Source organism: Methylophaga sp. SB9B, from assembly GCF_004832235.1.
GTDB classification, from domain to species: domain Bacteria; phylum Pseudomonadota; class Gammaproteobacteria; order Nitrosococcales; family Methylophagaceae; genus Methylophaga; species Methylophaga muralis.
In genome coordinates, this window is record NZ_SSXS01000010.1 from 66763 (window position 1) to 89813 (window position 23051).

The 23051-nt window shown below is 45.6% G+C and carries 23 protein-coding genes and 2 pseudogenes; 16 read left to right on the top strand and 9 right to left on the bottom strand.

Features of this window, described 5'->3' with window-relative positions; translation table 11 throughout:
- Window positions 1-3: 3 nt before the first annotated feature.
- From gap to rluB, 10 genes and pseudogenes are all read left to right on the top strand, one after another.
- Window positions 4-1001 (top strand): annotated as a pseudogene (gap, locus tag E8Q33_RS11355) (type I glyceraldehyde-3-phosphate dehydrogenase).
- 123 nt (window positions 1002-1124) lie between these two features.
- Complete coding sequence (locus tag E8Q33_RS11360) at window positions 1125-2309, top strand: phosphoglycerate kinase (RefSeq protein ID WP_136554850.1); 1185 nt, start codon at window positions 1125-1127, stop codon at window positions 2307-2309.
- A 16-nt stretch (window positions 2310-2325) separates the two neighbouring features.
- Window positions 2326-3792, top strand: a complete 1467-nt coding sequence (gene pyk / locus E8Q33_RS11365) for a pyruvate kinase (protein WP_136554852.1) — start codon at window positions 2326-2328, stop codon at window positions 3790-3792.
- Between the two features lie 24 nt (window positions 3793-3816).
- Complete coding sequence (gene fba, locus E8Q33_RS11370) at window positions 3817-4887, top strand: class II fructose-bisphosphate aldolase (RefSeq protein ID WP_069295442.1); 1071 nt, start codon at window positions 3817-3819, stop codon at window positions 4885-4887.
- An 86-nt stretch (window positions 4888-4973) separates the two neighbouring features.
- Complete coding sequence (crcB, locus tag E8Q33_RS11375; RefSeq protein WP_136554853.1) at window positions 4974-5348, top strand: fluoride efflux transporter CrcB; 375 nt, start codon at window positions 4974-4976, stop codon at window positions 5346-5348.
- Window positions 5345-5635: a DUF190 domain-containing protein gene (locus E8Q33_RS11380; protein ID WP_069295443.1), complete on the top strand. Its 291-nt coding sequence runs from the start codon at window positions 5345-5347 to the stop codon at window positions 5633-5635. The genes crcB and E8Q33_RS11380 overlap by 4 nt, the downstream gene beginning before the upstream one ends.
- A gap of 1 nt (window position 5636) precedes the next feature.
- A complete protein-coding gene (gene serS, locus E8Q33_RS11385; protein WP_136554855.1) occupies window positions 5637-6911 on the top strand; it encodes a serine--tRNA ligase in 1275 nt (424 codons plus the stop codon).
- The gene (locus tag E8Q33_RS11390; RefSeq protein WP_069295445.1) at window positions 6904-7584 is read left to right on the top strand and encodes a site-2 protease family protein; all 681 of its coding nucleotides are present in this window, start codon (window positions 6904-6906) and stop codon (window positions 7582-7584) included. The genes serS and E8Q33_RS11390 overlap by 8 nt, the downstream gene beginning before the upstream one ends.
- 35 nt (window positions 7585-7619) lie before the next feature.
- Window positions 7620-8837: a tryptophan--tRNA ligase gene (locus E8Q33_RS11395; protein ID WP_211116148.1), complete on the top strand. Its 1218-nt coding sequence runs from the start codon at window positions 7620-7622 to the stop codon at window positions 8835-8837.
- A gap of 30 nt (window positions 8838-8867) precedes the next feature.
- Window positions 8868-9815, top strand: coding sequence for a 23S rRNA pseudouridine(2605) synthase RluB (rluB, locus tag E8Q33_RS11400; RefSeq protein WP_136554857.1), 948 nt, complete (start codon window positions 8868-8870; stop codon window positions 9813-9815).
- Here the strand turns inward: rluB and E8Q33_RS11405 are convergent.
- From E8Q33_RS11405 to ispB, 7 genes are all read right to left on the bottom strand, one after another.
- Window positions 9812-10738 (bottom strand): GGDEF domain-containing protein, encoded by a 927-nt coding sequence (locus tag E8Q33_RS11405; protein WP_069295447.1) that lies wholly within the window; start codon window positions 10736-10738, stop codon window positions 9812-9814. The two genes, rluB and E8Q33_RS11405, sit on opposite strands and share 4 nt — an antisense overlap.
- Before the next feature lie 90 nt (window positions 10739-10828).
- Window positions 10829-11590 (bottom strand): SDR family NAD(P)-dependent oxidoreductase, encoded by a 762-nt coding sequence (locus E8Q33_RS11410; RefSeq protein ID WP_136554918.1) that lies wholly within the window; start codon window positions 11588-11590, stop codon window positions 10829-10831.
- An 8-nt stretch (window positions 11591-11598) separates the two neighbouring features.
- Window positions 11599-11964: a hypothetical protein gene (locus E8Q33_RS11415; protein ID WP_069295449.1), complete on the bottom strand. Its 366-nt coding sequence runs from the start codon at window positions 11962-11964 to the stop codon at window positions 11599-11601.
- A 73-nt stretch (window positions 11965-12037) separates the two neighbouring features.
- On the bottom strand, window positions 12038-13354 hold the full coding sequence (hpnE, locus tag E8Q33_RS11420) for a hydroxysqualene dehydroxylase HpnE (RefSeq protein ID WP_136554859.1): 1317 nt from the start codon (window positions 13352-13354) through the stop codon (window positions 12038-12040).
- Window positions 13323-14180: a presqualene diphosphate synthase HpnD gene (hpnD, locus tag E8Q33_RS11425; protein ID WP_136554860.1), complete on the bottom strand. Its 858-nt coding sequence runs from the start codon at window positions 14178-14180 to the stop codon at window positions 13323-13325. The genes hpnE and hpnD overlap by 32 nt, the downstream gene beginning before the upstream one ends.
- On the bottom strand, window positions 14177-14479 hold the full coding sequence (locus E8Q33_RS11430; RefSeq protein ID WP_069295451.1) for a ferredoxin: 303 nt from the start codon (window positions 14477-14479) through the stop codon (window positions 14177-14179). The genes hpnD and E8Q33_RS11430 overlap by 4 nt, the downstream gene beginning before the upstream one ends.
- Before the next feature lie 63 nt (window positions 14480-14542).
- Window positions 14543-15511, bottom strand: coding sequence for an octaprenyl diphosphate synthase (gene ispB, locus E8Q33_RS11435; RefSeq protein WP_069295452.1), 969 nt, complete (start codon window positions 15509-15511; stop codon window positions 14543-14545).
- Between the two features lie 166 nt (window positions 15512-15677).
- On the opposite strand from ispB, the gene rplU reads away from it, so the two are divergent.
- The 4 genes and pseudogenes from rplU to proB all read left to right on the top strand — a co-directional run bounded on the left by rplU (window position 15678) and on the right by proB (window position 18552).
- On the top strand, window positions 15678-15989 hold the full coding sequence (rplU, locus tag E8Q33_RS11440) for a 50S ribosomal protein L21 (RefSeq protein WP_069295453.1): 312 nt from the start codon (window positions 15678-15680) through the stop codon (window positions 15987-15989).
- A 28-nt stretch (window positions 15990-16017) separates the two neighbouring features.
- Complete coding sequence (gene rpmA, locus E8Q33_RS11445) at window positions 16018-16275, top strand: 50S ribosomal protein L27 (protein WP_014705802.1); 258 nt, start codon at window positions 16018-16020, stop codon at window positions 16273-16275.
- 95 nt (window positions 16276-16370) lie between these two features.
- The gene (gene cgtA, locus E8Q33_RS11450) at window positions 16371-17420 is read left to right on the top strand and encodes an Obg family GTPase CgtA (RefSeq protein ID WP_069295497.1); all 1050 of its coding nucleotides are present in this window, start codon (window positions 16371-16373) and stop codon (window positions 17418-17420) included.
- Between the two features lie 2 nt (window positions 17421-17422).
- Window positions 17423-18552 (top strand): annotated as a pseudogene (proB, locus tag E8Q33_RS11455) (glutamate 5-kinase).
- A gap of 61 nt (window positions 18553-18613) precedes the next feature.
- Here proB and rpsT read toward each other — a convergent pair.
- A complete protein-coding gene (rpsT, locus tag E8Q33_RS11460; protein ID WP_136554862.1) occupies window positions 18614-18874 on the bottom strand; it encodes a 30S ribosomal protein S20 in 261 nt (86 codons plus the stop codon).
- Between the two features lie 108 nt (window positions 18875-18982).
- Here rpsT and E8Q33_RS11465 point away from each other — a divergent pair, with 108 nt between their 5' ends.
- Both E8Q33_RS11465 and E8Q33_RS11470 read left to right on the top strand, forming a co-directional pair.
- Window positions 18983-19762: an exodeoxyribonuclease III gene (locus E8Q33_RS11465; RefSeq protein ID WP_069295456.1), complete on the top strand. Its 780-nt coding sequence runs from the start codon at window positions 18983-18985 to the stop codon at window positions 19760-19762.
- A 70-nt stretch (window positions 19763-19832) separates the two neighbouring features.
- Entirely contained in the window at window positions 19833-20000 is a 168-nt protein-coding gene (locus E8Q33_RS11470; protein WP_136554864.1) for a DUF6435 family protein, read from the top strand.
- A 777-nt stretch (window positions 20001-20777) separates the two neighbouring features.
- Here E8Q33_RS11470 and recQ read toward each other — a convergent pair.
- Window positions 20778-22904 (bottom strand): DNA helicase RecQ, encoded by a 2127-nt coding sequence (recQ, locus tag E8Q33_RS11475; RefSeq protein WP_136554865.1) that lies wholly within the window; start codon window positions 22902-22904, stop codon window positions 20778-20780.
- Window positions 22905-23051 lie beyond the last annotated feature (147 nt).

Below are 23051 nucleotides of genomic sequence, written 5' to 3' on the forward strand. Positions count from 1 at the left end.
AAGATGACTATCAAAGTGGGTATTAATGGTTTTGGTCGTATTGGCCGTATGGCATTTCGAGCTGCAGCAAAAGATTTTCCTGAGATAGAGATTGTGGCAATCAACGATTTGCTGGACCCGGAATATCTGGCTTATATGCTCAAATATGATTCCGTTCATGGCCGCTTTGATGGCGATGTCGACGTTAAGGATGGCCATCTGGTTGTTAATGGCAAGACCATTCGAGTTACGGCTGAACGTAATCCTGCTGATTTGAAATGGGATGAAGTCGCGCCGATTTGATTATTGAATGTACCGGCTTTTTCCTGACGGAAGAATCCTGCCAGGCGCATATCGATGCTGGCGCTAAGAAAGTGGTGCAATCAGCGCCTTCTAAAGATCACACACCGATGTTTGTCTATGGAGTGAACCATGAGTCTTATGCGGGCGAAGCCATTGTTTCAGCCGCTTCCTGTACCACCAACGCATTGGCACCCGTTGCCAAAGTGTTGCATGACAGTTTTGGTATCAAACGTGGCTTAATGACTACCGTACACGCTGCAACAGCGACCCAAAAAACCGTTGATGGGCCGTCAATGAAAGATTGGCGCGGTGGTCGCGGTATTCTGGAAAATATCATTCCTTCCTCTACTGGCGCTGCTAAAGCAGTTGGTAAGGTGCTGCCGGAATTAAATGGCAAATTAACAGGTATGGCGTTTCGTGTTCCCACATCGGATGTTTCAGTGGTCGACTTAACTGTTGAGTTAAACAGTGACGCCAGCTATGAAGCGATTTGCGCGGCAATGAAAACCGCTGCCGAAGGCGAACTGAAAGGCGTATTAGGCTATACCGACGAAAATGTAGTATCAACCGATTTCCGTGGTCATACCGCTCCATCAAACTTTGATGCAGGCGCTGGTATTGCGCTGGATAGCACGTTTGTCAAAGTAGTTGCATGGTATGACAACGAATATGGCTATACCTGCAATATGATGCGTTTGGTTGAACATGTAGCTGGATAAAACAACGAGCGTCTTTTCGACCACTATTTCAAGGCTTCCTGTAAAGGAAGCCTTTTTTTATGTAACGTGAAGGCTATAATCAGAACTAGTTCACAAAAATTACCTACTAGAGGGCAACACTTTATGTCAGTAATCAAGATGGCCGATTTGGATTTGGCAGGAAAACGCGTGCTAATACGCCAGGATTTGAATGTACCGCTCAAGTCTGGCGTTGTGGCAGATGGCACTCGCATCCTTGCCTCCTTGCCGACCATTAAACTGGCATTGGAGAAAGGTGCAAAAGTGATGATCATGTCGCACCTTGGGCGGCCGATCGAAGGTGAATATGAGCATAAATATTCTTTGGCGCCTGTTGCCAATTTTCTTTCAGCCCTACTGGAAATGCCTGTTCGCCTGGAACAAAACTGGCTAGAACCCGAATTTATTCCGGTTGAAGCGGGTGAAGTCGTGCTTTGTGAAAACGTGCGTTTTAATATTGGTGAAAAAGCCAATGATGATGCGCTGGCAAAACGTATGGCCAAAATGTGTGACGTATTTGTAATGGATGCCTTTGGTACCGCGCATCGTGCCCATGCTTCTACCCATGGTATTGCCAAATATGCTGGTATTGCCTGTGCAGGCCCGTTATTGTCGGCTGAATTGGAAGCGCTATCAAAAGCACTGGATAATCCTGCCAGACCGATGGTTGCTATCGTCGGTGGTTCCAAAGTTTCCACCAAACTTACCGTTCTCGAAACCTTATCGAAAAAAGTTGATCAATTGATTGTGGGTGGTGGTATTGCCAATACCTTTATTGCCGCGGCCGGTCATAATGTGGGTAAGTCACTCTACGAACCTGATTTAATTGATACCTGTAAAAGATTATCTGCAGACGCTATCAGTCGCGGCGGTAATATTCCGGTGCCCAAAGATGTCGTTTGCGGCAAATTTTTTGCTGAAAATGCCGAAGCAGAATTAAAAGCCGTTGATCAGGTGACTGATGAGGATATGATTTTTGATATCGGTCCTAAATCCGCAGCTGAACTGGTTGAAATTATTAAAAACGCTGGTACGGTAGTATGGAATGGTCCGCTGGGTGTATTTGAATTCAGTCAATTCAGCGAAGGCACCAAAGAAATTGCGATGGCGATCGCTGAATCCAAAGCTTTTTCTATTGCTGGTGGTGGAGACACATTAGCCGCAGTGTCGAAATACAAAGTTTGTGATGATGTTTCTTATATTTCAACTGGTGGTGGCGCCTTCCTGGAATTCCTTGAGGGTAACAAATTGCCGGCAGTGGAAATTCTGGAGCAACGTGCCCGCGAGTAATCAATGAGTATTTAATATGTCTGCCCGTCGAAGAACGAAAATTGTTGCAACCTTAGGCCCCGCGACAAAAGATCCTGCTGTTCTTGACGCGATGATATCGGCGGGTATGGATGTGGTTCGCCTAAATTTTTCTCATGGCTCTGCTCAATCACATATTGAGATGGCTGAACGGGTACGTAATCGCGCCAGAGCCTTCGGTCGACAAGTGGGTGTTTTGGTTGATTTACAAGGTCCAAAGATTCGCATTGCTCGCTTTAAGCATGCTGGGGTAAAACTGATTGAGAATGAGATGTTTATCCTCAATGCGGCGCTGGCGGATGATGTAGGTGACAACACTCAGGTCGGGGTTGACTATAAAGCGCTACCCCAAGATGTAAAACGTGGTGATACGCTACTGCTTGATGATGGTCGCATTGTGTTATGGGTGGACTCGGTCATTGACCAGCAGATCCATTGCCGTGTAACAGTTGGCGGTATGCTGACGGATAACAAAGGTATCAACCGTTTAGGTGGAGGTTTGTCTGCCGCAGCTCTGACTCCGAAAGATATGACTGATATGCAAACTGCTGCCGATATGCAGGCAGATTACGTGGCGATATCTTTTCCTCGTTGTGCCGATGATATTCATTTAGCGCGTCGTTTATTGCGTGAGGCCGGTGGTTATGGTGGCATTATTGCCAAAATTGAACGGGCCGAAGCACTTGATGATATTGATGCCATTATTGAAGCATCAGAAGGCATTATGGTTGCTCGCGGTGATTTGGGTGTTGAAATGGGTGATGCGGCATTACCACCTATTCAAAAACAAATAATTGCCAAAGCAAGGCGAATGAATAAGCTGACCATTACGGCGACCCAGATGATGGAGTCGATGATACTCAGTCCAATTCCCACCCGCGCAGAAGTGTTTGATGTTGCCAATGCAGTACTGGACGGTACCGATGCGGTTATGTTGTCGGGAGAAACAGCAGTGGGTCATTTCCCGGTCAAAGTCATCGAAGCCATGGATCGCATTTGCCTGCAGGCCGAACGGCAGCGTGAAATACGTGTTTCACGCCACCGGATGGATTCACAATTTGAACGCATAGATGAAGCCATCGCTATGGCAGCCATGTACACCGCTAATCATCTGGACGTTAAAGCGATTGCCGCATTAACAGAATCCGGCTCTTCAACGTTATGGATGTCACGAGTCAGCTCGGGCATTCCTATTTTTGCATTAACGCCGCACGTCGCAACAAGGCGTAGAGTGACCTTATATCGTGGCGTCTATCCGGTAAGCTTTGTTGTTGAACATACCGATCATGCGACATTAAACAAAGAAGTCATTGAAGAATTGCAACGTCGTGGCGTAGTGAACGATGGTGATATAGTCATCATCACCAAAGGTGATCTTGAAGTGCAAGGCAGTACCAATGCCATAAAAATTGTACGTGTTGGGGAACTGGTAGAACCAAGATCCAAAGCAAATCAAACTGAATAATCAGCTTCAATCGGAGAGCAGCAAATGGCATTAGTTTCAATGAGACAACTATTGGATTATGCAGCAGAGCACCAATTCGCCATACCTGCATTCAACGTCAGTAATATGGAACAGGTTCATGCCATCATGCAGGCGGCTGATGCAGTTGATAGCCCGGTGATTATGCAGGGCAGTGCCGGGGCCCGCGACTATGCCGGCGAACCATTTCTTCGCCATCTTATTCTGGCGGCAATCGAGGCTTATCCGCATATTCCCCTAGTCATGCATCAAGATCATGGTGCGAATCCGGCTATCTGCGCGCGATCCATTCAATCGGGTTTCAGTTCGGTGATGATGGATGGCTCATTGATGGAAGACATGAAAACGCCTTCAGATTTTGACTATAACGTGAACGTCACTCGCAAAGTCAGCGAAATGGCGCATGCCTGTGGTGTATCAGTAGAGGGTGAGCTCGGTTGTCTGGGATCGTTGGAAACCGGCATGATGGGTGAAGAAGATGGTCATGGTGCGGAAGGTAAATTGGATCACAGTCAGTTATTGACTGATCCAGATGAAGCGGTGGAGTTTGTCAAACTCACCCAGGTGGATGCCTTGGCAGTTGCTATTGGAACCAGCCATGGTGCTTATAAGTTTACCCAACCGCCTACCGGCGATGTTCTGGCCATCAGCCATTTAAAAACCTTGCAACAACGTTTGCCGACTACCCATTTTGTGATGCATGGCTCCAGCTCCGTGCCGCAGGACTGGTTGGAAATCATTAATACCCATGGTGGGGATATCGGGCAAACCTATGGTGTGCCAGTCGAAGAAATTGTCGAAGGCATTAAATACGGTGTGCGTAAGGTGAATATTGATACCGATTTACGAATGGCTTCTACCGGTTCTATCCGCAAGTTTTTAACCGATGAAAAAAATGCTGCGGTGTTTGATCCGCGTAAGTTTTACAAAGAAGCGACCAAAGCAATGCAGGCGATTTGTCAGGCACGTTACGAGGCATTTGGCAGTGCTGGACATGCCAGTAAGATCAAACCAATCTCACTACAAAACATGGTCGAACGTTATCGCAGCGGAGAGTTGGCACCCAAGTTAAATTAAGGTTGATTTGCTTGGGATACATTCGCTGCCAGTCTTTATCACGATTCAGGTAAAATACCTCACTTAGTCTTTTCAGGGCTTGTACCGTGTTACAAATTTTCGCTATCGCTGTTGGCGGCGCTGCTGGTGCTCTATTGCGTTTTTTTATGTCCAACGGTGTTTATAAAATGCTCGGCCGTGATTTTCCTTATGGGACATTGGCGGTTAATGTTTTAGGCTCTCTGCTTATCGGAGTACTGTTTATTCTGTTGATTGAAAAATTGGCGGTTGCAGCAGAGTGGCGGGCAGGTTTGATGGTTGGATTGCTTGGCGCATTTACCACCTTTTCCACCTTTTCTCTGGAAACCTTTAGCCTGTTAGAAGATGGTGCATTTCTCAAAGCGGGATTAAATGTGTTTTTAAGCGTGGTGTTGTGCCTTGCCGCTACCTGGGTAGGCATAAGCCTGGGAAGACAGTTATGAACTTGATATTGGTTAGAATTTATTTATCTGATGGACGTAATGAAGTAAGACAAGTCCTTAAATGGCTGGAACAGAATAAAATCCGTTTTACCGTATTCCGGGGAATAGCCGGCTTAGGTTCTGACGGTCTGGTGCATAAAGCATCGTTATTAGATCTGTCATCAGATTTGCCAATGGTTATCGAGTTTTTTGATAAACCAGAACAAATAAACGATATCATCAACACAATAAAAACTATGGTGGAAGCTGATCATATTGTCAGCTGGCCAGTACAAAGCGGAATTTAACATGTTAGACCTCAAATTATTACGAACTGAACCGCAGTTAGTGGCGTCAGGTTTGGCTCGTCGCGGCTTTCAACTGGATGTGAGATTGTTGGAAACGCTGGAAGCTGAGCGCCGTCAGGCGCAGCTGGATGCGCAGACATTGCAAACGGAACGTAATGCGCGTTCCAAAATGATTGGTAAAGTCAAAGCTTCCGGTGAGGATATTGCTCCATTGCTGGCCGAAATTGATGATTTAGGCGATCAGCACAAAGCCGCTGAATTAAGACTTGCCAAAGTGTTGGAGCAATTGAACGAATTGGCGATGGGCATTCCCAATATTCCACAGGACGATGTGCCAGTCGGTAAAGATGAAAATGACAATGTTGAAGTCTCACGTTGGGGCACACCAAGACAATTTGATTTTGCACCAAAAGATCATGTGGATCTGGGCGCTGGTTTGCAGCAGATGGATTTTGAAACGGCGGCTAAGATCACCGGTGCGCGTTTTGTCACCTTAACCGGACAACTTGCAAGACTGCAACGAGCGTTAATTCAGCTAATGCTCGATACTCATATAACCGATCATGGTTATACCGAGACTTATGTTCCTTATCTGGTCAATGCCGACTCTTTACGCGGAACCGGACAGCTGCCCAAGTTTGCCGAAGATTTATTTGCTGTGGATGATGGCCAGCTCTATCTGATCCCTACCGCTGAAGTTCCGGTAACCAATATAGTGCGTGACAGTATTGTTGATGCTGCACAGATGCCATTGAAATTTGTTGCACATACGCCATGTTTTCGTAGTGAAGCCGGATCACATGGCCGTGATGTCCGTGGTTTGATTCGTCAGCATCAATTTGAAAAGGTCGAGCTGGTTCAGATTGTTGCGCCAGAAAACTCTGCTGAAGCGCATGAACAATTGACCGGCCAAGCCGAAAAAATCCTGCAAATGCTCGAGCTGCCTTATCGTAAGATGCTGCTCTGCACTGGTGATATGGGCTTTGCCTCAAGCAAAACCTATGATTTGGAAGTTTGGTTACCGAGTCAGAATACCTATCGTGAAATATCTTCATGCAGTAATTTCGGGGATTTTCAGGCGCGTCGCATGCAGGCACGCTGGCGTAATCCTGAAACCGGTAAGCCTGAACTGGTTCATACGTTAAATGGATCAGGACTGGCCGTTGGCCGGACCTTATTGGCTATTCTGGAAAACCATCAGCAAGCTGATGGCAGCGTGATTATTCCTGAGCCACTTCGTGCTTATATGGGCGGTGTGGATAAACTTCATGGGTGATGAGTTTACACTGATCCAGAAGATCATCATCTGGACATTACCAGTGTTGTTTGCCATTACCGTACATGAAGTTGCTCACGGTTGGGCCGCGTTAAAACTGGGCGATAAAACTGCTCAGATGATGGGCCGTCTGACACTGAATCCAATCAAACATATTGATCCTCTGGGCACGATTCTGGTGCCCGGATTGTTGCTGATGTTTACCGGTTTTATGTTTGGCTGGGCCAAACCGGTTCCCGTTACTTTCCAAAACCTGCGAAATCCAAAAAGAGATATGGCTTGGGTGGCTTTGGCTGGTCCAGGAGCCAATTTAGTGATGGGATTTTTCTGGGCAATGATTGCCAAGATTGGTTTATTGTTGGCAGTGAATGATGTGCTTATTTCCGGACCGATGATTTATATGGGCGTGGCCGGTGTATTGGTCAACGGCATGTTGATGTTATTGAATCTACTGCCATTGCCACCACTTGATGGTGGCAGAGTATTGGTCAGTATTCTGCCGCCGCATTTGGCCTGGCGGGTTGAAAAAATAGAACCTTACGGCTTTTTTATCTTATTGGCGTTACTCTATTTTGGCATCGTTATGATGATTTTATGGCCTATGATGCAGGCGTATATGGGATTGCTGGCATTTATCTTTGATATGCCGATGCAAGTATTTTTTATTCTGTAAAACACTGAATTGAGCAAGCTCATCAGGAGATTATTTTGGACACGGTAGCGTATCAGTCACGTCGCATTGTTTCAGGCATGCGCCCTACAGGGCAGCTGCATTTGGGGCATTATCATGGTGTACTGAAAAATTGGATTAAACTACAACACGAATTTGATTGCTTCTTTTTCGTTGCTGACTGGCATGCCTTAACCACACACTATGAAGATAGTCGGGTGATTGAAGACAGTGTCTGGGAAATGGTGATTGATTGGCTGGCGGCGGGTATTGAGCCTTCATCAGCTTCATTGTTTCTGCAATCTCGGGTGCCTGAACATGCCGAGCTGCATTTACTGTTGTCCATGATCACGCCTTTATCTTGGCTGGAACGCGTACCGACTTATAAAGATCAGCAGGAAAAACTCAAAGAAAAAGATCTGTCGACTTATGGCTTTTTGGGTTATCCCTTACTGCAAAGTGCTGATATTTTGATTTATCGTGCGGGCCAGGTGCCGGTCGGTGAAGATCAGGTGGTGCATGTTGAGTTAACTCGTGAAGTAGCGCGCCGGTTTAATCATATCTATGGCCGTGAAAAAGACTTTGAAGAGAAAGCTGAAGCGGCAGTATTAAAGATGGGTAAGAAAAACGCCAAGTTGTATAACACTTTGCGTAAAGCCTATCAGGAGCAAGGCGATTCAGAAGCTTTACAAACTGCTCGTGAGTTATTGAAAAACCAGCAAAATCTGGCACTTGGCGATATGGAAAGGCTGTTTGGTTTTCTGGAAGGTGGCGGTAAAGTTATTTTGCCTGAACCCAAAGCCCTCCTAACACCTGCTTCGAAAATGCCAGGACTGGATGGACAGAAAATGTCCAAATCTTATGGAAACACGATTTCGTTACGTGAATCAGATCAGTCTGTTGCTGAAAAAATTAAACGTATGCCAACTGATCCTAACCGTGTGCGTCGTACCGATCCGGGTGAACCGGATAAGTGTCCAGTTTGGCAATTACATGAAGTTTATTCTGATGAAGATCAGAAGCAATGGGTTCAACAAGGCTGCCGTACTGCTGGGATCGGTTGCCTGGATTGTAAAGGTCCGCTTATTGATTCGGTTATTGCCGAACTTAAACCTATCCGCGAACGGGCGGATGATTTCAGCCGGCATCCAGAAGATGTACGACGTATTATTGATGATGGCAGTGCTGCAGCAAGAGAAGTAGCTCAGGAAACATTGAGTGAAGTTCGTGCAGCAATGGGTCTGGCTTATAAATAGCCCAAATAAATAGCCTAAGGAAAAATTATCATGGCTGAAAGAATACAAAAAGTACTGGCGCGAGCCGGTTATGGTTCACGTCGATTAATCGAGAGCTGGATCAAAGATGGCAAATTACTCGTTAATGGGGTGGCTGCAACGCTAGGTGATCAAATTTCTGAAAAAGATAGAGTAACGCTTGAGGGCAGGCCTTTATCATCCAAGCGGATCTGGCAACAAAGCATGCCGCAGGTTTTGCTTTATCACAAGCCGGTAGGTGAAGTATGTACCCGCAGTGATCCCGAAGGTCGCAGAACGATCTACCAATCTTTGCCAGTACCGGAAGAAGGTCGCTGGGTGAGCGTTGGCCGACTTGATTTAAATACCAGTGGCTTAATTATCCTGACAACGGATGGGGAACTGGCGAATCAGTTAATGCATCCATCCAACGAAATGGATCGTGAATATGCGGTTCGTGTTCTCGGTGAAGTCACGTCGGAAATGATGCAGACGTTGCGCGATGGGGTCGAGTTGGAAGATGGTAAAGCTCATTTTTCTGATATTCAGCCCGGTGGGGGAGAAGGTGCTAATACCTGGTTTCATGTGGTGATTCAGGAAGGTCGTAACCGTGAAGTAAGACGCTTATGGGAAAGCCAGGGTGTACAGGTGAGTCGCTTGGTTCGTTTGCGTTACGGGCCTGTCATTATGCCTAATAAGCTTAAGCCTGGCCGCTGGATGATGCTGGAAGGTAAAGAGCTGGAATATTTGTATGAAGAGGCGGGATTAAAAGCTAAAGCCACTAAACGCGGAGTTCCAGCAGAAAAGATTTCGGGTAAAAAGGAAGCGCCAGCGCCCGTCGAAAAAGAAAAAGCAGCAAAATCTACAAAGTGGCCGGATAAATCCGCAAAAGCGGCAAAAAAGACTGCTCCAAGATCTGCTGGCAGCGACACATCACCAAGCAAAAGAGGTCCGCGTATTCGTGGACGTAGTGATCGCTAAGCTGTCACTCGGGATGTAACAACCTGATTGCGACCGGCAAATTTTGCCTGATATAACGCTTCATCGGCTTTTAGAAACAAACTATCTGCTGATTCGCCTACGCACAACTCTGCCAGACCAATACTGATTGAAATGGGAAACTTTTGATCGGTATTGGATTGGTTCAATTCGTAAATAGCTGTCCGAAGCCGTTCTGCAGCAAGCAGAGCCGCTTCATGATGGCTGTGGCTTAGCACTATCGCGAATTCTTCACCACCGATACGAAACAGCGCATCGCTACGTCTTAAGCTGGCGAGTAAAGTATCTGCAACACGGCATAAAGTTTCGTCACCGACCTGATGACCGAAACTGTCGTTGATATTTTTAAAGTAATCAATGTCCAGTACTAATAATGACAATGGCAATCGCAAACGATGGGCCAGGTCAATTTCACGTTCAATAGTATTTTTATAGGCTTGGCGATTAGGAAGTTGCGTTAAGGTATCAGTTAATGCCGCATCCAATGCTCGGGCATATTGCAGGCTGTTCCGCAGTGGATAGATAAGTTTGCAAAGCAAATCTTCTAACAGCCGGATCTCATTATCAGAAAAGCGATAAGCACGACTAAAGGTTAATTGCCCAAGATACTCTTGGTCTATCTCGAGCTGATAGTTGCATTTATGGTGGCGGTTGTTTCCCAGCCTGAATTCAAACTTGTTATCAGGGTGGGTAAATTGCAAACCATTGTGGGCGAGTAAGGGTTTTATTTGTTCATCAAACAATCTGAGTAACTGTCTGGTATCGAGCGATGTCTGCAAAATCAATGGCAGTTTGGCTAAAGCATCGTCGCGTTCAGCTGAAATCGGACCTGCTTGGATGACGGAAACAGTGTTTTGCTCTAAACGTCGCAGATTTGTTGTGTCTGAATGCAGTAAATGAACCATATAACACGCTCGTAAATAAGAAAATTTACAATAACCATGCTAAAAATATGCCATGGTGTAAATTGTCAATAAATACAGTGTGTTAGATTGTTACGCCAAAACCTTGACGGGTAATTCCATCTGTGCATTCAAGCATTGGCCATGTAAATGGCCGCTTTGGTCGCTGGCAAGGTAAAGATATGCCGGTATTACAGCAGTCGGTTCTGGTAAATGTTGAGGGTCTGCAGCAGGGTAAACTCTAGCATGCAATTTGGTTTTAACCTGGCCGGGGTCGATACAATTGACTCTGACTTTTCCAGCGGCTTCCATTTCGAGAGATAACTGATGACAGAAACATTCTAAAGCTGCTTTGCTAAGACCATAGGCACCACGGTAGGCCTTATCATGTTGGCTGTCAGTGGTGAAAATGATAAAACTTTGTTGCTCGGTGGATTGTAATAAGTTTAGACAAGCATGCGTCAGCAAATAAGTGGCAGTTAAATTTACCTGCAGTGTCTCGGTCCACTGTCTGATATCTTGGTTGGCAATTGGAGCTAACTGACCCACATCTGCAGCACAATGAACTAATCCATCTAATCGTCCAAAGGTATTTTTGATTGTTTGAGCCAGCTGCTGGTAATCGTCGGCATTTGCGCCTTTGAAGTCCACAGGAAAGATTGCAGGTTCAATACCGGTTTCCTGCAGGATAACGTCGTACAGCTTTTCTAGCTGAGCAATATTTTTATCGAGCAGAATGATGGTTGCACCATGTCTGGCGTAGGCCAAAGCAACTTCGCTACCGATGCCGCCAACGGCACCGGTAACCAAGACAACCTTATTACTGAGTATGGATTGCTCAGCTTGGGACAGCATCACAGACTTTATTCAGATTTAGGAACGATACGACCGTAAGTTACTTTGCCATCTAATAATTGGGCAATGATCAAAGCATCATCATTGTGCCATTCCAGTGTTTCCATATTCATTTGATCTAATGTTCTTTCTTGAGCAATATCAGGTTCGCCGTAAGCTGAGATAAGTTCATCTCTTGTCATACCCGCTTGGATGGCATTTGCACTTTCGTCACCAGTTGCTTCGGTAGCTTCAGGCGCTGATTCGACAGCTGCAGGAGCAGTAGTTTCTGTTTCACTGCTATCGGTAACAGCGTTATCGCTTTCGTTACTGCAGGCAATCAGTGCCATGCTCAGAAAAAGACCGGTAAAAATTAAACGCATACGATTTAACATGACATCCCCTCTTTAGGTTTAAATAGACTAATTGGCGAGTATAACAAGCAATTACAAGTATATCGACAGGTTGTTAGGGTAAATTTCCCACTAAAATATTTTCTGCTGCACGATAACCATTCATCACAGCACTTTCCAAAGTGGCTGGATAAGGATTCTCAGCATAGTCTCCACCGATCCATAGCCCCTGAATGGCTGTTTTGCAGCTGGGTCGCTGGCTGTTTTCAACCACCCCACAACTAAAAGTTGCTCTTTTTTCCCGAATCACATGAGCTGCCAGATAAGTATCAGGTAGATAAGGTAAAACTTTTTTTAAATCGACAATCACCTCATCAATCAGCTGTTGTTTAGTGAAAGATTCATGAGCGCCGGGACCACTTATCACTATCGCGATCATGCCGGGGGATTGTTCAGAGCGATCAAATATCCATTGTGACAGCATGTTACTCAACCCAATAATTGGATGATGAAGTCTTACCTGTGACGGATATTGTAAATACAACGTCGTAATAGGGTATTCCGTTACCTTGGATAAATTAAGCTGCTCAGCTAAAAGTTTATGCAGTGCATTTGGTGCTAAGGCAACAATTATATTTTCTGTGGCAATAAAGTCATCGTCAGCAGTCACAATGCCTGTCACTTTGCCCGCATCGATTACAATCTTCTCAATTCTGGTTTGGATTTTTATGTCGCCGCCATGCTTGAGAATAAATTCCTTGCAGGGTTCTGGTAATACATCACCCAAAGGCTTTTTGGGGATAAGCAAGTCGGCAGAATGACGTTTTGAAAGCAGGCTATCACGTAAGGTGGCTGCAAACACATTGGCAGATGCCTGATTTATAGGCGTGTTCATAATCGCCAGACATAATGGTGTCCACAATTGTGAGATGAGCCGTGAGGATTGTCCTGTTGCGTTGCACCATTGAGACACTGTCAAATTATGCATTTTATCGGGTGAATTCAGTTGCCGAACCAGGGACCAGAAGTTCAACAAGTCCCGCCAGCCAAGACTGGAATACAGTTTAGGTAACATGGCCAATGGCCAGGCTAATAAAGCATGAGCTTTCAAATGTAATGGCTGGAAATGCGGATCGAGGATTTGCAGATCTAATGACTTGCGTTGGAATACTTGGTTTTCTTCTACGCCAACCCGATGCAGAAGATCCAACATTTGTTGATAAGCGCCTATCATCAGATGCTGGCCATTATCAATCTCAATATTTTGCCATTTGACTGTTCGGGCTCGGCCGCCAAGTTGTTTGGCTGCTTCAAACAGTATGGGGTTTTTTCCCGCTTCAGCTAAACGTACTGCTGCCGCAAGCCCACTCCAGCCACCACCGATAATGATGGGTGACATATTACGGGTGACTTTTGGCGAGCTTTTTTTCACGTCGCAAAGTACGCCAGGCTAGCCATAATTTACGGATGGGGGTGAGTGAAATACGCTGCTTCATCACCTGAAAATTATCGCGGGAAATTTCCTGCAAAGTAGTACGGTAGATTTCAGCCATTATCAACGCAGTGCATTGATGATGTCTGTCTTGTGGCGGCAATAGCTGCATAGCCTCCTGATAATACTGCTCCGCACGTTTTGCCTGGAACTGCAGTAATGCGGTTAATTCATCAGTTTGCTGCAAAGCCAGAATGCTTTGTTCGCTAACCCCAAATTGTTGCATTTCATCTAAAGGCAGATATATACGACCACGTTCAGCGTCTTCCCGTACATCGCGGATAATATTAGTGAGTTGAAAAGCGAGACCCAGTTTCTCGGCAAATTTTAAAGTTTGCCGATCTGAGAAACCGAAGATCTGTGCTGAAAGCAGGCCGACAACACTGGCAACACGGTGACAATATAAGGCTAGGTTTTTATAGGCTGGATAACGATGTTGGCTTAAATCCATTTCCATGCCGTCAATGATCTCGTGGAAATATTCTTCATGCAGATCAAAATCTTGCAAGGCATCAGCTAAAGCTTTACCAACCGGATGTGTGGCTTGTCCGTTAAACGTATTGGAGATTTCCTGACGCCACCAAGCCAGAGTTTGTGCTGCAACCAATGGATCACTGATTTCATCGACAGCATCATCTACTTCGCGGCAAAAAGCATATAACGCCATAATGGCGTCACGTTTTTTGGTGGGTAAAAAAAGAAAACTATAGTAGAAACTGGAGCCGCTTTTCGCCGCTTTATCCCGGCAATACTGCTGAGGTGTCATTTTAACAAGCGCTCAACAATTTTACCGTTCACTAAATGGGTGTCGATGATTTCGTCAATATCGGCTTTATCCTGATATTGATACCAAACTCCTTCGGGATAAATCACCATAATCGGGCCTAGTTTGCAGCGATTAAGGCAACCGGAATTATTGACGCGGACTTTTTTTAATTTGAGATCTTTGACCCGTTGCTTGGCGTAGTCGCGCAGCGATTGCGCGCCATGTTCTTCGCAATAATCAGTGCCATCATCACGTTGATGAGTGCAGATGAACATGTGATATTTATATATTTCAGCCATAGTTATTAGCCTAACCAAGCTGGTTCAAATAGACAAAACGGATAAACAATCATAATTCAGCAACTAAAATTGACGTGACACAGCAAAATCGGCCAAACCTACTAAAGCCGCTTTGTACTGTGAATCTGCAACGATATTGAGATTGGCTTTAGCCTGTTCGGCTTCTTTACGTGCCGCTGCCGCTGTGTAATCAATTGCGCCAGTACTGTGGATGATTTCGATAATGTCATTGATTTTATCGCGTTGGCCTTGTTCAATTGCTTCACGAATAATAGCTGACTGATCAGCGGAGCCATGTTGCATCGCATAGATAAGTGGCATGGTCGGTTTACCTTCGGCCAGGTCATCGCCAATGTTTTTACCAATGGTTTCACTAGATGCACTGTAATCGAGTAAGTCATCAACCAGCTGAAATGCACTGCCAAGATGCATCGCATATTGAGCTAAAGCCATTTCGATTTCATCAGATGCATTACTGATTAATGCGCCTAACTGACCCGCAGCTTCAAATAATTTGGCGGTTTTGTGGTGTATCACTTGCAGATAACGTTCTTCAGTGGTGTCGGCATCATGCACATTCAATAACTGTAAAACTTCACCCTCAGCGATGACATTGGTAGTGTGCGACAGGATTTTCATTAAACGCATCGAATCCAATTCCACCATCATTTCGAATGCGCGGGTATAGAGAAAGTCTCCTACTAATACACTGGCTTCATTTCCCCAAACGCTGTTGGCCGTTTCCTGACCTCTGCGCATCGTTGAGTTGTCGACTACATCATCGTGCAGCAAAGTCGCGGTGTGAATGAATTCGATAATGGTAGCAAGATTAATATGCGCAGATGCCTGATGATTACATGCTCTAGCACTTAATAAAGCGATAGCTGGGCGCAAGCGTTTACCACCACTATTAATGATGTAATGTCCGAGCTGATTAATAAGTACAACATCAGATTGCAGCCGATGTTGTATCATTGCATCAACTGCTTCCATATCCTGCTGGATAAGTGCGTAAATGGATTGTATATCCACGGGGCGTTTGTCTGCCTGTCTAGATTAATTAAACGCGTACTTTCTCATGGGTCACGGTGATTCGCAAATAATTCAATTTGCATTTGATCTGTATGTAGAAAGCGGTTAAAATTCCCGGTCTTTTGTTGGGTTACCCACAATAACATTTATTTTTTTGGAGAAAGCGATGTACGCTATTGTCGCGACTGGTGGTAAGCAGTACCGTGTTAAAGAGGGCGAAAAGCTCCGTGTTGAAAAATTGCCAGGTGAAGTGGGTGATACCATTGAACTGGGCGAAGTTTTATTGATCGGTGAAGGCGAAGACATTAAAGTTGGCGCACCCTTCTTAGACGGCGCTAAAGTCACAGCAACAGTGGCCTCAGTTGGTCGTGCGGACAAAGTCAAAATCATCAAATTCCGTCGCCGGAAGCACCATCGGAAACAGATGGGACATCGCCAATCTTATACAGAAATCGAAATCACTGGCATCACTGCCTAAGATTTGACAAATTTAAAGAGGATTTAACATGGCTCATAAGAAAGCTGGTGGTAGTACCCGCAACGGTCGTGACTCCGAGTCGAAACGCCTTGGTGTTAAACGTTTTGGCGGTGAAGCAGTATTAGGCGGCAACATTCTGGTTCGTCAACGCGGCACTCGTTACCATGCAGGTCGTAACGTTGGTATCGGTAGAGACCACACATTGTTTGCGACAGCCAATGGTAAAGTTGTATTCGAAACCAAAGGTGCGAACAATCGCATGTTTGTCAGCGTTATCGCTGAATAAAGAATTTGTTAGCCCGTTGGGGCAAACAGCTGAAAGCCCGCTGATGCGGGGTTTTTTGTTTGTGGCAATTATTAAAAAATTATCTGGTCGGCAGTATGAAATTTGTTGATGAAGCGAAAATAAAAATCAGCGCGGGTGCCGGCGGTAATGGTTGCCTGAGCTTTCGTCGTGAAAAATATATCCCCTTCGGTGGTCCGGACGGCGGTGATGGTGGCGACGGGGGCGATGTGTATTTGCTGGCAGATACACAAGTAAACACCCTGATTGATTTCCGCTATAAACGTAACTTCAAAGCGCAACGTGGCGAACATGGCCGCGGTAAACTTTGTAGCGGTGCCCGTGGCGAAGATTTGATTATTAAAGTTCCTGTAGGAACCGAAGCTTGGGATGAAGACACCAACGAACTGATTGGTGATCTAGCCAAACACGGTGACAAACTGATGGTGGCTAAAGGTGGCTGGCATGGTTTAGGTAATGCCCGCTATAAATCCAGTATCAATCGTGCGCCGCGTCAAACATCCGATGGAACCCCTGGCGAAGAGCGTACTTTGCGTCTGGAAATGAAACTATTGGCCGATGTTGGTTTATTGGGTTTACCTAATGCCGGAAAATCGACATTTATCAGTCAAGTTTCTGCCGCGCAGCCCAAAGTAGCCGATTATCCTTTTACAACTTTGCATCCTAATCTTGGTGTAGTAACACTTAAAGATGTGCGCAGCTTTGTTATTGCCGATATTCCTGGGCTGGTTGAAGGCGCGGCAGAAGGTGCTGGTTTAGGTATCCAATTTCTTAAGCATTTAACCCGCACTCGATTGCTTTTGCATCTTGTTGATATGGCACCAGTCGATGTCAAACAGGATCCGGTTGAAAGCGTTAATATCATTAACCGCGAATTACTCCATTACAGCGAAGCGCTAGGTAAACAGCCGCAATGGTTGATTCTAAATAAAATGGATTTGGTCCCGGATGATATCCGCGACGAACTCACACAAGAAGTGTTGACCCGGCTTAATTGGCAAGGTCCTGTCTACAAAATCAGTGGTCAGACTGGTGAAGGTTGCGCGAAGTTGTGTGAAGATATCATGCAATATCTTGATGATTTACGTCAGAGTGAGCAGCCTCCCGCTAACCCCATTGAGGAATAATTGTGGAACATCCGCATCAGCAACTTTTATCAACCAAGCGTTGGGTGATTAAAATTGGTAGTGCTTTATTAACCAAGCCGGGAGAAGGCTTGGATGTGGATCGTATTCGCTGGTTAAGTGGTGAAATTGCCGAGCTGAGAAGTCAGGGCAAAGAAATCGTTCTAGTCACCTCTGGCTCGGTCGCCGCAGGTATGCAAAGACTGGGCTGGCGTCGACGCCCACATGCTTTGCATCAATTACAAGCTGCAGCCAGTGTGGGTCAGATGGGACTTATTCATGCTTATGCCACTGCTTGTGAGCAACATGGCATTCATACCGCCCAAATTCTACTGACCCATTCTGACTTGGCTGATCGTGGTCGCCATTTGAACGCTCGCAGCGCATTACATACTTTGCTTGAGATGGGTATTCTACCTGTCGTTAATGAAAACGATACCATCGCCACTGACGAAATCCGTTTCGGTGACAATGACACGTTAGCCGCAATGACCGCCAATCTGGTTGAGGCGGATGTATTGGTTATCTTGACCGATCAGGATGGCTTGTTTGATAGTGATCCTAGATTGAATCCTGATGCCAGAATGTTGGCAGCTTCTGCGGCAAATAATCCAAATCTGGATGGTATGGCCGGTGATAGTAAAGGCGAGTTAGGTCGCGGTGGTATGGCAACTAAATTAGCAGCGGCCAGACGCGCGGCACGGTCCGGTGCAACTACGGTGATTCTATCTGGTAAACATCCTTTGAATTTACGTCATCTAGCGGCTGGTCAGGGCGTGGGCACATTATTATGGCCTGATATCAAACCGATTAAAGCGCGTCAGCAGTGGCTTGCCGGACATTTAATTCCTAAAGGTCGATTGATGTTGGATGACGGTGCTGTGGCGGTGATCAAGGAGCATGGCCGCAGTATTTTACCGGTCGGTGTGCGTCAGGTGGATGGCCAATTCACTCGTGGTGAACTGGTTTTATGTACTGATCTGCAGGGTCGGGAAGTTGCTCGTGGTCTGGTAAATTACAGTGCAGATGAAGCAGTACGAATCATGGGCAGCCCAGTCAGGCGATTCAAAGCTTATTGGGATATGTAGATGAACCGGAATTAATCCATCGAGATAATTTGGTGGTGACTGGATAAATGTCAGACATAAAAAACGGCGAGAGCCGGTTTTTTTTAGCTGATTCTATAGAACAGTCAATTACATTGCGCGGACAGCGTTATTTAAACGACTTTTGCCACGAGCAGCTGTATTTTTATGGATAATGCCTTTGCGGGCCATACGATCCAGAACGGGTACAGCAGCTTTAAACGCAGCTACGGCTTGTTCTTTATCGCCAGCAATAATTGCTTTTCTAATTGCTTTTACTTTTGTACGCATCGCAGAACGCTGACTAGCGTTTAACTGACGGCTAACTTCTGCCTGACGGGCGCGTTTTTTTGCTTGTGCTGAGTTTGCCAAAGTATTTCTCCTAAGAATCAGCTATTTGTATATGAACCGGGCATTATCCTGATTTTGCTACCATTTGTAAATGGTATGATGCCTTCTTTTTTCAAGCACGAGTGAATGATGCGAATTATAACAGCGAATTTGAATGGGATCCGAGCCGCTGCACGAAAAGGTTTTTTTGTCTGGTTAGCCAAACAAGACGCGGATGTAGTGTGTATTCAAGAGACTAAAGCGCAAGTACATCAACTGGAAGATAAAATTTTTACTCCCGAAGGCTATCATTGTTATTACCACGACGCGGTCAAAAAAGGTTACAGCGGTGTGGCAATATACAGCCGTCAACAGCCCGATGAAGTTATTACTGGCATGGGCAATGCCGAGTTTGATATCGAAGGTCGTTATATTGAAGCCAGATTTGGCAATTTGAGCGTAATTTCCTTATATCTGCCGTCAGGTACTTCTGGCGATGAGCGGCAACAGGTCAAATATCGCTGTATGGCTTATTTTGAAACCAAGATGCAGGAAATGAAAGATTCAGGCCGTGATTTAATCATCTGCGGTGACTGGAATATCGCCCATAAAAACGAAGATATCCGTAACTGGAAAGGCAATCAGAAAAACTCCGGTTTTTTACCAGAAGAACGCGCCTGGCTGGATAAATTATTTTATGAGATGAATTTTGTCGATGCGTTCCGTGAACTGCCGCAAGCTGAACATGAATACACCTGGTGGTCAAATCGTGGACAGGCCTGGGCTAATAACACCGGGTGGCGCATTGATTATCATATTCTGAGCCCAAGCCTAAAAGGCAAAGTTAAAGCCACCGATATTTATCGTGATGAACGTTTTTCTGATCATGCGCCAATGACCGTGGATTATGATTATTCGATTTCAAAATAATACAAAATAATATATGAACTTTAGCGACGTGATTGCCTCTGAATAGCACATCTATCCAGAGGCAACGTTCATGTTTTCATTTTTAAAATCAGATCCGGTCAAAAAACTAAAAAAGCAACTTGCTGAAAAACAAGAGCAGGCGATGTTGGCGCAGCGTAATGGTGATATGCGAAAGTTTGCTGTGCTTACTGAGGAATCTCAGGAGTTGGTGGATAAAATTAAACGGCTTGAATCCTAATCCAGGGTAGGTTGGGTTGAGGTACGAAACCCAACAATCAGCAATTGAATTTTAAAAGTGCTGGGTTAGTAATAAAGTTTATTTCGACTTAATGTCGAGTCAGGGGAATGCGTGCCCATTCCCCTAACAACCCCAGGGCACCCCTCGTGCTGGCCTGCGGCTCCACTGCGTTGCGTTTTTTGTCAGGGAGACTCACCAAACTCGCTTCGCTCAAACAGGTAAGTCTCTAATCCTGACAAAAAGCCGCTACTCGTCAACACAAAAGGGGGATCCTTTAGCCTCACGTTTTGGGACCTTACCTAAATGCCTTTGTGCGATGCTAGGCTTCGCATAAGGGCACTATCAACGCTTTCCGTAGGTTGGTGCTGAGCTTGCAAAGCCCAACGTTTGGAATTTCACGCAAAAGATTGTTGGGCTTCATTTCATTCAGCCCAACCTACAGCCATTCCCAAATTCCCCTTTTGTGCTGCCGGTAAAATGGTTAACTCAGGATAAGAAATCGGAATGTTTGAGCGCAGCGAGTTTTTTCGATTTCCCTGAGATAACCATTTTTATCGGGGAGCCGCAGGCCAGCACAAGGGGTGCCTTTTCTTTTGGTTCGTTTTCTTTGGGCAAACAAAGAAAATGAACTCGCCTCATAGGGCGAAACCTTCAAAGCCAAACATCTTCAATTGTTAGGCTTCATTGAATTCAATCCAACCTACGGAAAATGTTGATATCGCCGAGTGGTGGCGTATGTGAAAAGTCAGAAGCCAAACAACTTTACAATTAAAAAATTTAATAAATCGAAGCCCTAACACAACGAATCACCCCATAATCATAGGCTTCATCCAATGCTTCAAAAACGTTTTTTAAGCTATCAGCTTCATCACCCAATGATTCAATGGTTGAGATGATTTCATTAAATTCGTTATCTTGCAGATCCAGCACGTTTTTAACATCCAGCAGCCCGGCTTCAATGCCATCTGACAGGTGACTGTATACCGTGCTCACTTTCAATTCGCGGTGTTTTGCAATCTGCTCAGGATTCAAACCTTGTTCATGTAGCATCAACGTTTGATTCACCGTGTCGCGTAAGCCGTTATTTAATAATTCTGATAATGGATGTTGCTGAATGACGGATAAAAACCGCTGACCATAATTTTCCAGTTTTTGTGCGCCAACACCTGAAATACGTGCCATGGCTTGCATATCTTTAGGGCGGGTCTGACACATTTCCTGCAAGGTTGAATCATGAAAAATTACAAAAGGCGGCACGCCATTTTGTTGGGCGATCTCGGTTCGTAACTGACGTAAAGCTTCCCACAGATCATGATCCTGTGGACGCACGCTCGTCTGTTTTTTATCCTTTTTGCTGAGAGTCTGTTTTGCTTGTTGTTTGCGCAGCAGCAATTTTTGTTCACCGCGTAAAATCGCCCGGCATTTTTCTGTAAGGCGCAACGCACCATAGCGATTGATATCAATATCCAGATATCCGGTGGCAATAAGTTGCCGGAAGATACCGCGCCACTGTGTGGCGGTCAGATCTGAGCCAATGCCGAATGTACTGAGCTGATCATGCTGGTTTGTCTTGATGCGTTCATCGTCACTGCCTACCAACACATCAATTAAGTAATTCACCCCAAAGCGCTGGTCGGTGCGATAGACACACGACAAGGCTTTCTGGGCAACTTCGGTGGCATCAAAATGCTCTGGCGGATTCTGACAGTTATCACACTGGCCACAGGTTTCTGGTGACGTTTCATCAAAATAGGCGAGCAGGGCATGCCGCCGGCAACTGATGGATTCGCATAAGCCCAACATCGCATCGAGTTTGTGATGTTCAACACGTTTGATGATCTCCGGTGCATCTGAGTTCTGCATAAACTGCCGCAGTGTGATGACATCCTGCAGTCCATAAGCCATCCAGGCATTGGCTGGTAAACCATCACGCCCGGCCCTGCCGGTTTCCTGATAATAGGCTTCGATATTTTTTGGTAGATTTAAATGCGCGACAAAGCGTACATCAGGTTTATCAATACCCATACCAAACGCGATGGTGGCGACAATAATCACCCCTTCTTCGCGTAAAAAACGCTGCTGATGATGCGCCCGCATTTGTGAGGTTAAACCTGCGTGATAAGGCAAAGCGACTCGGCCCTGATCGGTCAGCCACTCAGCAATTGCCTCGACCTTTTTACGCGACAGGCAATAAACAATCCCGGCATCGTTGGCATGCTGAGTTTCAATAAACTGCCAAAGCTGTTGTTTGGCCTGATTGGCCTCGGCAATGGCATAAAAAATATTGCTGCGGTCAAAACTGTTCAGATACACATTGGCGTCATGCAGATTGAGCTGTTCGATGATCTCAACACGAGTGCGTTTATCGGCGGTGGCGGTCAGGGCAATACGTGGAATATCGGGAAAACGTTCATGCAACATGCGCAGTTGCTGATATTCAGGACGGAAATCATGGCCCCATTGCGACACACAATGCGCTTCGTCTATCGCAAAAAGTGAAACCTGAATCCGCGATAGCATTGCCAGAGTGCGTTCATTTAATAAACGCTCGGGAGCTACATACAGCAAATCTATCTGGCCGGCTTCAAGCTGTGTCTCAACAGCATTGGCTTCAGCAACCGATAAACTGGAATTCAAAAAAGCCGCGTTTACGCCCAGTTGTTGCAACGCCATCACCTGATCCTGCATTAAGGCAATCAAAGGTGAAACCACTACGCCAGTGCCCGTACGAATTAAAGCCGGAATTTGATAACACAAAGATTTACCACCGCCAGTCGGCATCAACACCAGCGCATCACCACCGGCAATCACATGCTCGACGATGGTTTGCTGGTTATGACGAAAAGCATTGAATCCAAAAACGCTTTGTAAAACATTAAGCGCTGTCTGTCCGGTAGTTTCCATGAGAAATTCAGTTAACAAATAAAAGCTATCATTATGGCAAATTGCCCTTGGTCAAACATTGAATGTGGTCGATAAATTCGGTTTATCGATAAAAGGTAGGCAAAATAGGGCGAGCAAAAACGATCTCTCATCTCAGAACCTTCTGAT

Bases quoted from the DNA above. Each gene is read 5' to 3' on its own strand.
- E8Q33_RS11360 (WP_136554850.1), top strand. From the start codon at position 1,125: ATGTCAGTAATCAAGATGGCCGATTTGGATTTGGCAGGAAAACGCGTG.
- pyk (WP_136554852.1), top strand. From the start codon at position 2,326: ATGTCTGCCCGTCGAAGAACGAAAATTGTTGCAACCTTAGGCCCCGCG.
- fba (WP_069295442.1), top strand. From the start codon at position 3,817: ATGGCATTAGTTTCAATGAGACAACTATTGGATTATGCAGCAGAGCAC.
- E8Q33_RS11380 (WP_069295443.1), top strand. From the start codon at position 5,345: ATGAACTTGATATTGGTTAGAATTTATTTATCTGATGGACGTAATGAA.
- serS (WP_136554855.1), top strand. From the start codon at position 5,637: ATGTTAGACCTCAAATTATTACGAACTGAACCGCAGTTAGTGGCGTCA.
- E8Q33_RS11390 (WP_069295445.1), top strand. From the start codon at position 6,904: ATGGGTGATGAGTTTACACTGATCCAGAAGATCATCATCTGGACATTA.
- rluB (WP_136554857.1), top strand. From the start codon at position 8,868: ATGGCTGAAAGAATACAAAAAGTACTGGCGCGAGCCGGTTATGGTTCA.
- E8Q33_RS11405 (WP_069295447.1), bottom strand. From the start codon at position 10,738: ATGGTTCATTTACTGCATTCAGACACAACAAATCTGCGACGTTTAGAG.
- E8Q33_RS11410 (WP_136554918.1), bottom strand. From the start codon at position 11,590: ATGCTGTCCCAAGCTGAGCAATCCATACTCAGTAATAAGGTTGTCTTG.
- E8Q33_RS11415 (WP_069295449.1), bottom strand. From the start codon at position 11,964: ATGTTAAATCGTATGCGTTTAATTTTTACCGGTCTTTTTCTGAGCATG.
- hpnD (WP_136554860.1), bottom strand. From the start codon at position 14,180: ATGACACCTCAGCAGTATTGCCGGGATAAAGCGGCGAAAAGCGGCTCC.
- E8Q33_RS11430 (WP_069295451.1), bottom strand. From the start codon at position 14,479: ATGGCTGAAATATATAAATATCACATGTTCATCTGCACTCATCAACGT.
- rplU (WP_069295453.1), top strand. From the start codon at position 15,678: ATGTACGCTATTGTCGCGACTGGTGGTAAGCAGTACCGTGTTAAAGAG.
- rpmA (WP_014705802.1), top strand. From the start codon at position 16,018: ATGGCTCATAAGAAAGCTGGTGGTAGTACCCGCAACGGTCGTGACTCC.
- cgtA (WP_069295497.1), top strand. From the start codon at position 16,371: ATGAAATTTGTTGATGAAGCGAAAATAAAAATCAGCGCGGGTGCCGGC.
- E8Q33_RS11465 (WP_069295456.1), top strand. From the start codon at position 18,983: ATGCGAATTATAACAGCGAATTTGAATGGGATCCGAGCCGCTGCACGA.
- E8Q33_RS11470 (WP_136554864.1), top strand. From the start codon at position 19,833: ATGTTTTCATTTTTAAAATCAGATCCGGTCAAAAAACTAAAAAAGCAA.
- recQ (WP_136554865.1), bottom strand. From the start codon at position 22,904: ATGGAAACTACCGGACAGACAGCGCTTAATGTTTTACAAAGCGTTTTT.